This window comes from Mycobacterium paraffinicum (assembly GCF_001907675.1).
Taxonomy (GTDB): Bacteria; Actinomycetota; Actinomycetes; order Mycobacteriales; family Mycobacteriaceae; genus Mycobacterium; species Mycobacterium paraffinicum_A.
Map to the genome: position 1 here is coordinate 88,028 of NZ_MPNT01000003.1, position 13,302 is coordinate 101,329.

The 13,302-nt window shown below is 66.7% G+C and carries 14 protein-coding genes; 6 read left to right on the plus strand and 8 right to left on the minus strand.

Annotated features, from left to right (window positions below; all coding sequences use genetic code 11):
• Nucleotides 1-1,761, minus strand: a complete 1,761-nt coding sequence (ctaD, locus tag BRW65_RS04985) for an aa3-type cytochrome oxidase subunit I (RefSeq protein WP_073872321.1) — start codon at nucleotides 1,759-1,761, stop codon at nucleotides 1-3.
• 187 nt (nucleotides 1,762-1,948) lie between these two features.
• Here ctaD and BRW65_RS04990 point away from each other — a divergent pair, with 187 nt between their 5' ends.
• On the plus strand, nucleotides 1,949-3,043 hold the full coding sequence (locus BRW65_RS04990) for an iron-siderophore ABC transporter substrate-binding protein (RefSeq protein ID WP_073871956.1): 1,095 nt from the start codon (nucleotides 1,949-1,951) through the stop codon (nucleotides 3,041-3,043).
• A 79-nt stretch (nucleotides 3,044-3,122) separates the two neighbouring features.
• Complete coding sequence (locus BRW65_RS04995) at nucleotides 3,123-4,163, plus strand: NAD(P)-dependent alcohol dehydrogenase (protein WP_073871958.1); 1,041 nt, start codon at nucleotides 3,123-3,125, stop codon at nucleotides 4,161-4,163.
• On the opposite strand, the gene BRW65_RS05000 is transcribed toward BRW65_RS04995, so the two are convergent.
• Nucleotides 4,158-4,595 carry a DUF3349 domain-containing protein gene (locus tag BRW65_RS05000; RefSeq protein WP_139272883.1) on the minus strand — a complete coding sequence of 146 codons (438 nt, stop codon included), beginning with the start codon at nucleotides 4,593-4,595 and terminating at the stop codon, nucleotides 4,158-4,160. The genes BRW65_RS04995 and BRW65_RS05000 overlap by 6 nt on opposite strands.
• A 157-nt stretch (nucleotides 4,596-4,752) precedes the next feature.
• Here BRW65_RS05000 and BRW65_RS05005 point away from each other — a divergent pair, with 157 nt between their 5' ends.
• Nucleotides 4,753-5,328, plus strand: coding sequence for a restriction endonuclease (locus tag BRW65_RS05005; protein ID WP_073871962.1), 576 nt, complete (start codon nucleotides 4,753-4,755; stop codon nucleotides 5,326-5,328).
• 66 nt (nucleotides 5,329-5,394) lie between these two features.
• Here BRW65_RS05005 and nrdF read toward each other — a convergent pair whose 3' ends face one another.
• Nucleotides 5,395-6,369 carry a class 1b ribonucleoside-diphosphate reductase subunit beta gene (nrdF, locus tag BRW65_RS05010; protein ID WP_208611756.1) on the minus strand — a complete coding sequence of 325 codons (975 nt, stop codon included), beginning with the start codon at nucleotides 6,367-6,369 and terminating at the stop codon, nucleotides 5,395-5,397.
• Between the two features lie 213 nt (nucleotides 6,370-6,582).
• On the opposite strand from nrdF, the gene BRW65_RS05015 reads away from it, so the two are divergent.
• Together BRW65_RS05015 and BRW65_RS05020 are read left to right on the plus strand one after the other, a co-directional pair.
• Nucleotides 6,583-7,029, plus strand: coding sequence for an SRPBCC family protein (locus BRW65_RS05015; RefSeq protein WP_073871964.1), 447 nt, complete (start codon nucleotides 6,583-6,585; stop codon nucleotides 7,027-7,029).
• Nucleotides 7,013-7,558, plus strand: coding sequence for a TetR/AcrR family transcriptional regulator (locus tag BRW65_RS05020; protein WP_073871966.1), 546 nt, complete (start codon nucleotides 7,013-7,015; stop codon nucleotides 7,556-7,558). Before BRW65_RS05015 ends, BRW65_RS05020 begins: the two co-directional genes overlap by 17 nt.
• Here BRW65_RS05020 and BRW65_RS05025 read toward each other — a convergent pair.
• Nucleotides 7,535-8,107 (minus strand): TetR/AcrR family transcriptional regulator, encoded by a 573-nt coding sequence (locus tag BRW65_RS05025; RefSeq protein WP_073871967.1) that lies wholly within the window; start codon nucleotides 8,105-8,107, stop codon nucleotides 7,535-7,537. The two genes, BRW65_RS05020 and BRW65_RS05025, sit on opposite strands and share 24 nt — an antisense overlap.
• Before the next feature lie 101 nt (nucleotides 8,108-8,208).
• Here BRW65_RS05025 and BRW65_RS05030 point away from each other — a divergent pair, with 101 nt between their 5' ends.
• Nucleotides 8,209-9,129 (plus strand): SDR family oxidoreductase, encoded by a 921-nt coding sequence (locus tag BRW65_RS05030; RefSeq protein ID WP_073871968.1) that lies wholly within the window; start codon nucleotides 8,209-8,211, stop codon nucleotides 9,127-9,129.
• A 19-nt stretch (nucleotides 9,130-9,148) separates the two neighbouring features.
• On the opposite strand, the gene BRW65_RS05035 is transcribed toward BRW65_RS05030, so the two are convergent.
• The 4 genes from BRW65_RS05035 to BRW65_RS05050 form a co-directional block, all read right to left on the minus strand.
• Nucleotides 9,149-9,607, minus strand: coding sequence for a universal stress protein (locus BRW65_RS05035; protein ID WP_073871969.1), 459 nt, complete (start codon nucleotides 9,605-9,607; stop codon nucleotides 9,149-9,151).
• Between the two features lie 118 nt (nucleotides 9,608-9,725).
• On the minus strand, nucleotides 9,726-11,270 hold the full coding sequence (locus BRW65_RS05040) for a flavin-containing monooxygenase (RefSeq protein ID WP_073871970.1): 1,545 nt from the start codon (nucleotides 11,268-11,270) through the stop codon (nucleotides 9,726-9,728).
• A 99-nt stretch (nucleotides 11,271-11,369) separates the two neighbouring features.
• Nucleotides 11,370-12,104 (minus strand): TetR/AcrR family transcriptional regulator, encoded by a 735-nt coding sequence (locus BRW65_RS05045; RefSeq protein WP_139272884.1) that lies wholly within the window; start codon nucleotides 12,102-12,104, stop codon nucleotides 11,370-11,372.
• A gap of 65 nt (nucleotides 12,105-12,169) precedes the next feature.
• Entirely contained in the window at nucleotides 12,170-13,147 is a 978-nt protein-coding gene (locus BRW65_RS05050) for a helix-turn-helix transcriptional regulator (RefSeq protein WP_073871972.1), read from the minus strand.
• Nucleotides 13,148-13,302 lie beyond the last annotated feature (155 nt).

Sequence of the window (13,302 nt, forward strand, 5' to 3'; positions counted from 1 at the left end):
CTACTGATCAGGAGTCGAGCGATCGGCTTCGGTCCTCGGACCGAAGCCCTTCGGGGATTCCAGCGCCGTGGCGTGGCGTCCCACGTGCGCCTCGGCGCGCAGCCGCTCCACCATGTGCGGGTAGTGCAGCTCGAAAGCCGGGCGCTCCGAACGGATTCGGGGCAACTCGGTGAAGTTGTGCCGCGGCGGCGGGCAGCTGGTGGCCCACTCCAGGGAGTTGCCGTAACCCCATGGGTCGTCGACGGTCACGACCTCGCCGTAGCGCCAGCTCTTGAAGACGTTCCAGACGAACGGGAACATCGACGCGCCCAGGATGAAGGCACCGATCGTCGAGACGATGTTCAGGCCCTGGAAGCCGTCGCTGGCCAGGTAGTCGGCGTAGCGGCGCGGCATGCCCATGTCGCCCAGCCAGTGCTGCACCAGGAAGGTGGTGTGGAAGCCGATAAAGGTAAGCCAGAAGTGCAGCTTGCCCAGCCGCTCGTCGAGCAGCCGGCCGGTCATCTTGGGGAACCAGAAATAGATGCCGGCATAGGTGGCGAACACGATGGTTCCGAAGAGCACGTAGTGGAAGTGCGCCACCACGAAGTAGGTATCGGTGACGTGGAAGTCCAGCGGCGGGCTGGCCAGCATCACCCCGGTCAGACCGCCCAGCAGGAAGGTCACCAGGAAGCCCACCGAGAACAGCATCGGGGTTTCGAAGGTGATTTGTCCCTTCCACATCGTGCCGATCCAGTTGAAGAACTTGATCCCCGTCGGCACCGCGATCAGATACGTCATGAACGAAAAGAACGGCAGCAGAACGGCTCCCGTGGCGAACATGTGGTGCGCCCACACCGCGACCGACAGCGCGGCAATCGACAGCGTCGCGTAAACCAAAGTGGTGTAACCGAAGACGGGCTTGCGGGAGAACACCGGGATGATCTCGGTGACGATCCCGAAGAACGGCAACGCGATGATGTACACCTCGGGATGGCCGAAGAACCAGAACAGGTGCTGCCAGAGCAGGACCCCGCCGTTGGCGGCGTCGTAGACGTGGGCCCCTAGATGCCGATCGGCCGCCAGCCCGAACAGCGCGGCGGTCAGGATCGGAAACGCGATCAGGATCAGGATCGACGTCACCATGATGTTCCAGGTGAAGATCGGCATCCGGAACATCGTCATGCCGGGCGCGCGCATGCACACCACGGTGGTGATCATGTTGACCGCACCCAGGATGGTGCCCAGACCCGCGACGATCAGGCCGGTGATCCACAGGTCCCCGCCCGCGCCGGGCGAGTGCACGGCGTCCGACAGCGGCGTGTAGGCCGTCCAGCCGAAGTCAGCGGCCCCGCCGGGGACGATGAAGCCGGCCGCCGCGGTCAGACCACCGAAGAGGAACAGCCAGAACGAGAAGGCGTTCAGCCGCGGGAACGCCACGTCGGGCGCACCGATCTGCAGCGGCAGCACCAGGTTGGCGAACCCGAACACGACCGGCGTCGCGTACAGCAGCAGCATGATCGTGCCGTGCATGGTGAACAGCTGGTTGTACTGCTCATTGGACAGGAATTGCAGTCCGGGCGCGGCCAGCTCGGTGCGCATCAACAGGGCCATCAGTCCGCCGATGAAGAAGAAGACGAAGCAGGTGACCGTGTACATGATGCCGATCATCTTGTGATCGGTGGTCGTGATCAGTTTGTAGACGAGGTTCCCTTTGGGACCGGTCCGGTCCGGGTACGGGCGAACGGCCTCGAGTTCTCCCAAGGGGGGCGCTTCGGCTGTCAACAGCTTCTCCAAACAGTTAGGACAGGGGCCCAAAAAAACAGAGCTGACACGAATCTTAACCGCCGATCATGGCGACGTCAGGGCTGGTCCTACAAACTGTCGTAAACGGCTCGGCGGTGCGGCGTGTCGTTTCGGCGTGCCGGGCGCCGAGCCCGCGGGTGTTAGCGTCTGACGCGTGCTTTTCGGCATGACCAGAACCGCTTTCCTGCCCGCGGTAGCCGCGCTGGCGGCGGCGGTCGCCGTCACGTGCGGCGGCTGCGGATCCGGCAAGCCCGCCACCTTGGCGACGACCCCCGCCCTGGTCACCCCCACCACGCAGATCGCGGGCGCCGGGGTGCTCGGCAACGACCGCCGACCCGACGACTCGTGCGCGCGGGATGCCGCGGCGGCCGATCCCGGGCCGAAGACGCGGCAGGCCCACAACGCGGCCGGCGTCACACCGGACGTCGTGCAAGTTCCGGCGGAGCCACAGCGCATCGTGGTCCTCTCCGGCGACCAGCTCGACGCGCTGTGCGCGCTCGGACTGCAGTCGCGGGTGGTCGCCGCCGCCCTGCCGGACGGATCCTCGAGCCAGCCCGCCTACCTGGGCAACGCCGTGCACGGGATGCCCGGCGTCGGCACCCGCGGCAACCCGGACCTCGGCGCGATCGCGGCGAAACACCCCGACCTGATCCTGGGATCGCAGGGGTTGACGCCCACGCTGTATCCGCAGCTCGCCGCGATCGCGCCGACGGTGTTCACCGCGGCGCCCGGTGCGGCGTGGGAGGACAACCTGCGCGGCGTGGGCGCCGCGACGGCGCGCGGCGGCGCCGCAGACGCGCTGCTCAACGGCTTTTCGCAGCGGGCGAGCGATATCGGCGCGCGGCATGACGCCTCGCATTTCCAGGCGTCAATCGTGCAGCTGACCACCGACACGATCCGCGTGTACGGCACCAACAACTTCCCGGCCAGCGTGCTCGGCGCGGTCGGGGTGGACAGGCCGGCCGCCCAGCGATTCACCGACAAGCCCTACATCGAGATCGGCGCCACCGACGACGACCTGGCCAAGAATCCAGACCTGTCCGCCGCCGACGCCGACGTCGTCTACCTGTCGTGTGCGTCACCGGCGGCCGCCCAGCGCGCCGCCACCGTGCTCGACAGCAACCCGTGGCGCAAGCTTTCCGCCAACCACGACAACCGCGTCTACGTCGTCAACGATGAGATCTGGCAGACCGGCGAGGGCCTGGTCGCCGCCCGAGGCATCGTCGACGACCTGCGGCTGGTAAACGCGCCGATCAACTAGCGCCCCTCCGCCAGGTAGCCCCAAAACATTACCTTAGCTAAACTTCTTCAGGACGCATCGAACTCGAAAAGGGATATCCATGAGCACTGTGTCGGCCTATGCCGCCCCGTCGGCAACCGAACCGTTGACCAAGACCACCATCACCCGCCGCGACCCGGGCCCGCACGACGTGGCGATCGACATCAAATTCGCCGGCATCTGCCACTCGGACATCCACACCGTCAAGGGCGAGTGGGGCGAGCCGCATTACCCGCTGGTCGTGGGCCACGAGATCGCCGGCGTGGTGACCGCCGTCGGCCCCGAGGTCACCAAGCACAAGGTGGGTGACCGCGTCGGCGTGGGCTGCATGGTGAACTCGTGCCGCGAATGCCGCAGCTGCCGGGCCGGGCTCGAGCAGTACTGCGAACGGGGCATGGTCGGCACCTACAACGCCATCGACCGGGACGGCACCGTGACGCAGGGCGGCTACAGCCAAGCGGTCGTCGTCGACGAGAACTACGTCGTGCGCATCCCCGACTCCCTGCCGCTGGACAAGGCGGCGCCGCTGCTGTGCGCCGGCATCACGCTGTTCTCCCCGCTACGGCACTGGAAGGCCGGCGAGGGCACCCGCCTGGCGATCATCGGCCTGGGCGGGCTGGGACACATGGGCGTCAAACTGGGTGCCGCGATGGGCGCCCACGTGACCGTGCTGTCGCAGTCGCTGAAGAAGATGGAGGACGGGCTGCGGCTGGGGGCCAGCGAGTACTACGCCACCGCCGATCCCGAAACATTCCGCAAATTGCGCGGCAGCTTCGACCTGATCCTCAACACCGTCTCGGCCAACCTCAACCTGGCCGACTATCTGAAGCTGCTCCGCGTCGACGGCACCCTCGTCGAACTCGGCATCCCGGAGCACCCCATGGAGGTGCCGGCGTTCGCGCTCGCCTTGGCGCGCCGCAGCCTTTCCGGGTCGAACATCGGCGGGATCGCAGAAACCCAGGAAATGCTGGACTTCTGCGCCGAACACGACGTGACGCCCGAAATCGAGCTGGTCGAGCCGGATTACATCAATGAGGCGTACGAGCGAGTGCTGGCGAGCGACGTTCGCTACCGCTTCGTCATCGACATCTCGAAGCTATGACGCGACCTCTGACGGCGCGTCGGGGGCGCAGTCACGGGCGATGACCTCGGCCGCCTCCGCGTGCTCGTCGTCGGGAACGACCTCGCTGACGTCGATGCCGGCCAGCGGCCATCCGGCCGCGGCCAGCGTGGCGGCCACCCGGATGACGTTCTCCTTGCCGGCGTCGAATTGCGTCATGTCGGAGATGAATTCGGCGATCTCGTCGCGATCGATCGGATGATCGATCGTCTCCGGTGACCCTTCCTTGGCGCTGATGTGGCGCACCACCTCGCGGATCTGGTCTTCCGTCAGCGGTGTGCTGCGGAGCAGGGCCATCAACGGCACGCGGTCCGGGCCGGGAACTCCGTTCGGGTAGCCGACCTGCAGCCACCGAATCACTGAACGGCAGAAGTGGCGGCGGTGATCCTTCTCGGGGGAGGCGGGTTTCGTCACCAGAACAGTGTCGGGGCATGGGCCGCACCGGCGCTACCGGCCCGTCGCTCCATCCGCACAATTCATACGCCGTTCACTGCCCGAACATGTCCGCCCCGGGCGCGGCGCTTGCCGTTAAAGACCAGGTTTTGTCGTCGCCCCTCCCTACGATCGAGGCGTGCTCACCGCACTCGTCGTCCTCCCCCTCGCCTGCGGGCTGGTCGTCGGCGTCGTCGAGCACAGTCCCGGGCTAGGGTTCCTGGCGTTCTACCTGGTGGTGCTGCTCGAGGTGCTCGTCGGCTGGTCGACCAAGCGCCGATGGCCGCGCGGCGGGCGCGCCGACGCGAGCATGCGGGCGATCGACGCGATGGACGGGGTCGAGTTCGAGGGCTATGTGGCCACCCGCCTGCGCCGGGCGGGCTGGCGGGTGACGTTCACCCCGCCGGTCGGGGATTACGGCGTCGACCTGATCGCCGAACTCGACGGCCACTGGGTGGCGGTCCAGTGCAAGCGCTACGGCAAGACGGTGGGTGTCGCGGCCGTTCAGCAGGTGGTCTCCGGCGCCCGCCACCACGGGTGCGCTCGCAGCATCGTGGTGAGCAATCAGGAATTCACCAGGGCCGCAAAGCAATTGGCGCACACGCACGGCTGCCAGCTGATCGGCCGCAAGGTATTGCGGGCCTGGGTGCCGCCACCGCCCGGGAGCGCGAAGAGCCCCGCGGGAAGAAAATCGGCACAGCCGGTGTCTGAATAGGAGATCGGGCCGGCCCCAGTCCCTCCCCCCCGACGTGCGCGGCCGGCCCGATTCTCAAAAAGACTTTTAGAAGTCCCAGTCCTCGTCTTCGGTGACGACTGCCTTGCCGATCACGTAGCTCGAGCCCGAGCCGGAGAAGAAGTCGTGGTTCTCGTCGGCGTTGGGTGAGAGCGCCGACAGGATCGCCGGATTCACGTCGGTCTCGTCCCGCGGGAACAGCGCCTCGTAGCCCAGGTTCATCAGCGCCTTGTTGGCGTTGTAGCGCAGGAACTTCTTGACGTCCTCGGTCAGCCCCACCTCGTCGTAGAGGTCCTGGGTGTACTCCACCTCGTTGTCGTAGAGCTCGAAGAGCAGCTCGTAGGTGTAGTCCTTGAGCTCGGCGCGCTTGGCCTCGTCGACCAGTGCCAGCCCGCGCTGGTACTTGTAGCCGATGTAGTAGCCGTGCACGGCCTCGTCGCGGATGATCAGCCGGATCATGTCGGCGGTGTTGGTCAGCTTGGCCCGGCTCGACCAGTACATCGGCAGGTAAAAGCCGGAGTAGAACAGGAAGCTTTCCAGCAGCGTCGAAGCGACCTTGCGCTTGAGCGGCTGGTCGCCCTTGTAGTACTGCATGACGATCTCGGCCTTGCGCTGCAGGTTGGGGTTCTCCTCCGACCAGCGGAACGCGTCGTCGATCTCGGCCGTCGAGCACAGCGTGGAGAAGATGTTGCTGTAGCTGCGGGCGTGCACCGACTCCATGAAGGCGATGTTGGTGTAGACGGCCTCCTCGTGCGGGGTCAGCGCGTCGGGAATGAGGCTGACCGCGCCGACGGTGCCCTGGATGGTGTCCAGCAGCGTCAGCCCGGTGAACACCCGCATGGTCAGCTGCTTCTCGCCGGCCGTCAGCGTCGCCCACGAGGGGAGGTCGTTGGACACCGGCACCTTCTCGGGGAGCCAGAAGTTTCCGGTCAGCCGGTCCCAGACCTCGGCATCCTTTTCGTCCTGCAGCCGGTTCCAGTTGATCGCCGAAACGCGGTCAATCAGCTTCATGTTTTCGGTCACCAGAACCCCACTTCACACGCCGTTTTGCCTGAGGGACGTCAGGCTCCAAACACTACCCCTGGGGTACGACAACGGGGCGGAACACAAGAAGTTGTGTTTTGCGTGTCGTGCCCGGGGGCCGCGTTCGATGTCACTTTCTCAAGTATTGCGCGGTCGACGCGTCATGCGAGGAGGAGCTATCCAAGGCCCTGCTTTGGATGTACCATTTGGTACATGTTTACCGAAGACAGTGTCGAGATCGATGCACCGTCGCAGCTGGTGTGGGACGTCTTCAGCGACGTCGCGCGCTGGCCCGAATGGACCGCGTCGGTGACGTCGCTGGTCGGGCGGGACGGTCCCGCGCTTGCCACCGGCAAGCGGTTCGCGATCAAGCAACCCCGCATGCCCAAGCTCGTGTGGACGGTCACCGAGATCGACCCCGGCTCGTCGTGGACGTGGGAGGTGCGGTCCCCCGGCGCGTCGACAGTCGCGCGCCACTACGTCACCGGCCTGCCCGGCGGGCGCACCCTGGTGCGCCAGGAACTCGATCAGCGCGGCTTCCTCGGCGCGCTGGTGGGTCGCCTCATGGTGTCGATGACCAAGCGCTACCTCGAGATGGAGGCCCAGGGCCTCAAGGCCCGGTCTGAGCAACTCAGCCGCGCCGATGGCGCGCACTCCTGACGTTGCGCGGCGCCGGCAGCTGCTCGATGCGCTGATCCAGGAGTTCGCCACCGGCGGCATCGGCGACCGTTCGCTGCGCGAGGTGGCCGCTGCGGTCGGCACCAGCCATCGAATGTTGTTGCACCACTTCGGTTCCCGCGATGGCATGCTGCTGGCTGTCGTCGAGGAGGTGGAGCGCCACCAGATGGGGGTCCTGACCGACCTGCCCCGGACACCGGCCGAGGGCTTCGCCGCCATGTGGGCCGACGTCCGTCGGCCCGAGCTGCGCAACCTGGAACGACTCTTCTTCGAGTGCTACGCCCGCGCCGCCCAGGGCGAAAAGTCTTTTGCCCGTATGGTTCCCGGCGCTGTCGACGGCTGGCTGGCGGAGATAGGGGCGCTGGACGGCGATTCGGACCCGGCACTGGCCAGGCTGGGGCTGGCCGTCATCCGCGGCCTGCTGTTGGACCTCGTGGCCACCGACGACGACGCCGGGGTCGACGCCGCGGCAGAAGCCTTCGCGAGACTACTTCGCTTTGGGCAACACTGAGATCAGGGTGTCGACGAGCTCCTCTGCGTTGGTGTGCCACTTGTCCAGATCCAGGTGGCCGCTCAAGTCCAAACCCGTGATGCCGTGGGCGCTGGTCAGTAGCAACGCCCCATAGCGTCGCGCCCGTTGCGGACCGGTGATGCGACCCACGATGTCGAGGAACAGATCCTGCGCGCGTTGGGCCGCCTGCATCGCGTCGGTGGGGTCCCCCGGCGGCGGGGTGAACATCAGCCGGTACAGGTGGGGCCGGGCGCGGCCGAGCGCGATCAGCGAAAGCAGTCCGGAGCGCAACGACTCCTCGGGCGGATCGTCGCTGGCAACCAAAGCCTCGAGCAGCTCACCCAATTCGCTCAGCGCGTTGGTGGCCACGACGGCGAGCAGCGATTCCTTGTCGGCGAAGTGGCGATACGCCGCCGAGCGCGAAACGCCGGCCCGGGCCCCCACCTCCCGCAGCGTGACCGCCTCGACGCCGCCGAGGTCCAGCAGGGCGCCGGCGGCCTCGAGCAGCGAACGGCGCGTGGCCGCGGCACTTTCCGCGCGTGTCGTCACCTGCCGAGCATATGCCGGCCTTTGAGTTGACAATGTCAACTCAAAGGCTTAGCTTCAGTTGACAACGTCAACTCAAGCGCCGCACTCGGACGGAGACCGCCATGAATTCCACGAACCGCATCGATCGCCGGGAGCTGGTCGTCGTCACCGGTGCTTCCACGGGCATGGGTGCGGCGACCGCGAAGGAGTTGGCGCGCAGGGGCTTTCACGTCCTTGCCGGTGTACGCCGCGACGCCGACGCTGACGCGTTGCGCGCCGAGGGCGTCGAACCGGTGATCCTCGACATCACCGCCGAATCGGACATCGCCGCAATTGCCGATCGCGTCGCGAACGATCCACTGCGCCGGCCGCTGCGCGCGCTGGTCAACAACGCCGGGATCGCGATCAACGCCCCGGTGGAAACGTTGCCGATGGCGCAGTGGCGCAAGCAGTTCGAGGTCAACCTGTTCGGACACATCGCGATGACGCAGGCGCTGTTGCCGGCGTTGTTTGGCAGCAAGGGCACCGTCGTGAACATCAGTTCCGTCGGCGGCAAGGTCGTCTTGCCGACCTATGGCGCATACGCCGGTTCGAAGTTCGCGCTCGAGGCGGTCAGCGACGCCCTGCGCCGCGAGGTCGGCCATCTCGGGATCAAGGTCGTCGTCGTCGAGCCCGGCGCGGTCAGAACCGAAATGGCCGAGCGGGGAATCGCCACCGCGGAGGCGCTGATGGCCGACATGAGCCCCGCCCAGCTCGCGCGCTACGACGCGCTCGCGGCAGCCGTCACCGCCCAAGCCCGATCGTTCGGCGAGGATGGCGTGTCGGCCGAACACGCGGCCAAGGTGATCGTCAAGGCGGCGACCGCGTCCCGCCCCCGGACCCGCTACACCATCGGTCGCGACGCCGCGATCCTCACCCGAGTCAGCCGCGTCGTATCCGACCGGGTTCTGGATCGCATCGTGCGCCTGAGCCTTCGCTCATTCGCGAAAGGCTCGGAGTCAAGCGAACGGCACAGCGCGCCAACCGCGTCCGCGGACGCCTAGGCGGTCGGGGGTCGGAAGATCAGCCGGAGGTGTGGACGATCAGGACGTCGGTCTTCGCCCTGCGGGAGACCTCGGACGGCACTGATCCCAGCAGTCGCCCGGCGACGCTGCTGAGCCCGACGTTGCCGACGACCAGCAGGTCGGCCTCGATCTCCTCGGCGAGCTGCACCAGCGCGTTGATGGGAGGACCGACGATCGGCTTCTCCTCCACGTGCTTGGCCCCCGCTTGGTGCGCCCGCTCCCTGGCGTTCTGCAGGATCGCGAAGAAGGGGGCTTCGCCCACCGTCCGGTAGTCCTGACCGTGGTCGCTTCCCGGTGGGATGGCGTAGCGGCCCTTTTCCACGGAAACGGGGAGATGCGCGGTCGCGACGACTAATTTCGCGCCATGATGCGCAGCGATCGCTGCCGCTCGCTCCACCGCAAGCAGCGACGAGTCCGAGCCATCGGTGCCGACCACGACGATCTGATAAGCGCACATTGCTCACTGAGTGTAAGAGCTAGACGGCGGGCTGACGGCCCGAATGAAAGACAAATTGGTGAACCGCCCCGGCCAGCCCGGAGCCGGTCGCGCCACTACCGGGCGGTTCCCCCGGTACTCAGTCCCGCGCTTTCGCCGCCAAGCGCTTGGCGCTTGAGCCGTTGCCGAAGAACTCGTACTCCTCGGGCTTGACCGAACGTGTCTCCCGCCAGTACTCCCAGGTGTAGCCGCCCCACAGCACGGTGTTCTTGCCGTGCTCGTCGAGATACCAGCTGGCGCAGCCACCGCTGTTCCACACCGACGGCCCCAGCCTGCGCTGCAACCCGTCGTTGAAGGCGTCCTGCGCGGCGCGCGTGGGCGCCAGCGCCTGCACGCCCAGCTTGTCGCAGGTCTTGATCGCGCTGGCAACGTAGCGAATCTGGGACTCGATCATGAACACCACCGAGTTGTGGCCCAGGCCGGTGTTCGGCCCCAGCAGGAAGAACAGGTTGGGCATGTCGGCGACGGTGATGCCGCGGTGGGCGGCGATGCCCTCCCGGTTCCACCGGTCCACCAGATCCTCGCCGTTGTGGCCCTTGATCTGGACGTAGGTGTAGGAGTCGGTGACGTGGAAGCCGGTGCCGTACACGATCACGTCGACTTCGCGCTCCGTGCCGTCGGCGGTGACGATCCCGGTGGGCGTGATCCGGGCGATGTGCTCGGTGATGAGTTCGGTCTTCGGGTCAGCGACCGCGCGATAGTACGTGGAGGAGTTCAGGATTCGCTTGCAGCCGATGCGATAGTGCGGGGTCAGCTTGCGGCGCAGTTCGCGGTCCTTGACCGACCGGCGGATGTTGTATTTGACGTAGGCCTCGATGAACTTCAGCGCGTTGGGACGCTTGGTCATGCCGATGGCCAGCGCCTCTTGTCCCCAATAGATCGCGAGACGCACCAAGGCCCGCAGGCCGGGGACGTTGGCCATGGCCCGGCGCACCGCCACCGGAATCTCGGGGTTGGAGCGCGGCACCACCCATGGCGGGGTGCGCTGGTAGAGCTGAAGTTCGGCCACCTGTCCGACGATTTCCGGCACGATCTGGATCGCGCTTGCGCCGGTCCCGATCATCGCCACCCGCTTGCCGGTCAGATCGACGCTGTGATCCCATTCCGCGGAATGGAAGGCGGGACCGCGGAATTCGTCGCGGCCCTCGATGTCGGGCAGCGACGGGATGTGCAGCGCGCCCGCGCCCGAGATCAGGAACTGCCCGACGAATTCGCGGCCGTCCTTGGTGAAGACGTGCCAGCGCTGTTCGTCGTCGTCCCAGTGCGCCCGGTCGACGTGCGAGTTGAACTCGATGTAGCGGCGCAGCCCGTATTTCTCGGTGACGCCCTTGAGGTAGTCCCAGATCTCGGGCTGGTAGGAGAACGGGTTGCGCCAGTCGGGCTTGGGCTCGAACGAGAAGGAGTAGAGGTGCGACGGGATGTCGCAGGCGCAGCCGGGGTAACTGTTGTCACGCCAGGTGCCGCCGACGTCGTCGAACTTTTCCAGGATGACGAAGTCCACGCCCTGCTGCTGCAGCCGGATCGCCATGCCCAGGCCGGAGAACCCGGTCCCGATGATGATGGCGCGGGTGTGCACGGGCTGGTGTGCGGATGTCGGTTCGGCGTGTGTCACAACGTCGGTCACGGTGAATCGATCTTCCTGTTAGAAATACCCGGTACCCAGGGTATCGGTTGGCACGAGTGTCGACGACCGCCGCAACGATGTCAACGTGGCCGAAAGTCCTCAGCTCGCGGCGGGGTTGCTGGGCACCACGCTGTGCACCGGCTGATCGGGGTCCATCGCGATGCCGAGCACCTCGGCGGTGCCGACGATGACCCCCACCAAGATCGTCGTCAGATGCGCGACGAACTGTTCGCGCGGCATGCGGCGCGCGCTCTGCGGGTCCGGGCCCAGCCACCATTCGGTGGCCGAGGCGGCCGAACCGAAGGCGGCATGCGCGGCCAGCTCGAACGCCGCGTGGTCCAGCTCCATTTCGCGCAGCTCGTTGTCGAACAGGTCGGCCATCGCCAGCGTGATCCCGCGACCCTCGTTGAGGATCTGGGGGCTGGCCGCCGTTCGACCCTGGATGAAGACCCGCAGCACGTTGGGGTGCTGGTCGACGAGGTTGACGTACTCGTCGACGGCGCGGTGGATCACCTCGCGCGCCGAGTCGGTCTTGAGGTCGATCGCCGGGAAGATCGCCGCCCAGAGCATGTCGCGCAGCCGCTCCCCGATGGCCTGGAACAGGTCGGACTTGTCGTGGAAATGCCGGTAGATCTTCGGCTTGGCGGTGCCGGCCTCCTCGGCGATCTCCCGCACGCTGAGCTCGGGGCCCAGGCGGTCGATGGCGCGGAAGGCCGCATCCACGATTTCGCCGCGAACCTTCTTGCGGTGTTCGCGCCAACGCTCGCTGCGCGCGTCGACCTTCGCCCCGGGCGGCTTGACGCTGGGGTGGGGCGGTCGCGGAATTCTCACCACATCAAGCACCATACCCGTAGGAGCCGCTGACCTGGGCAGACCGCTTTTGTGTGGCTACCGTTCCGTCATTGCCCCGCACGCAGCACCTCGCTGGGAGAGCGGCCGAACTCCCGCCGGTAGTCGGCGGCGAAACGGCCGAGGTTGCCGAACCCCCAGCGGTACGCAACGGCTGCCACGGTCGTACCTTCCTCGACGGATGCCTGCCGCAGGTCCGCGTGCGCGCGGGCAAGACGAATCGACTTCAGATACGCCATGGGGGTCGTGTCGAGGTGCTTGCGAAAGGCTTCTTGGAGGGCGCGGGTGCTCACCCGTGCCGCGGCCGCCACGTCGTTGATCCGGATGTCCTCGGCTGCGGATTCCTCGAGATAGGCGATTGCACGCCGCACGGCGCGTGGTCTGACGACGCCGCTGCGACCTTCGTCGGCCGTGCGATAAACCCCGGGGTAGGCCTCGACGATGCTCGCTACCAGCATCCGACGCATTTGGGCGGACAGTAACGACCCGGACGCCAGGAGGCCATCGGGTCCGGCATTCCGGAGCAGCACGTGCATAACCTTCGCGACGGCCGCCCCTCCGGGTTTGGTGGGGCGCCGGCTCAACGGGAATCGAACCGCAGCCGTTTGACTCGCGCCGGCGAACTCGGCAACAGTCGCCTCGAATGCGCTACGGGGAAGCCGCGCGTGGAAAATGCGGCAGTTCTCTTCCCAGCGCAGTCGATACGCCGTGTGAGCGTCCAGCACCACGTGTTCGCCCGGCAACAGGATCCGTTCCCCGCTTCCGGCTCGGGCCACCAAGCGACCGCTGATCTGGTGGGACACGAGCACGAAGTCATCGAAAGTGACTGAATCCAGCACCGTAGTACCCGACCCGTACGTCAGGGAGTAGACACCGAGCCCGCTGCTGCCTCCTTCGGCGTGCCGCGCACGGAAGGCGGACAGCCTCCCCTTCACGGTGAGGCGGTGGGGACAGTAGACGGACCCGATCTGGGTGCACGCGTCGTCCGGATCCGACGTGTCGACCCGGATGCGCAGCCCGTCGATCATGCGACTGTCATCCGTTGGCGGATCTCCCCCGCTGGCCTGAGGATCGGCGCCGCGCTCACCTGCCGATCCACAGTGCCGACCGACGTGGATCGGTCGGCCGGGCGAAGTCGAAGACTCATTCGATACCTTCCATCGAATTGTGACGCTCGATGAAG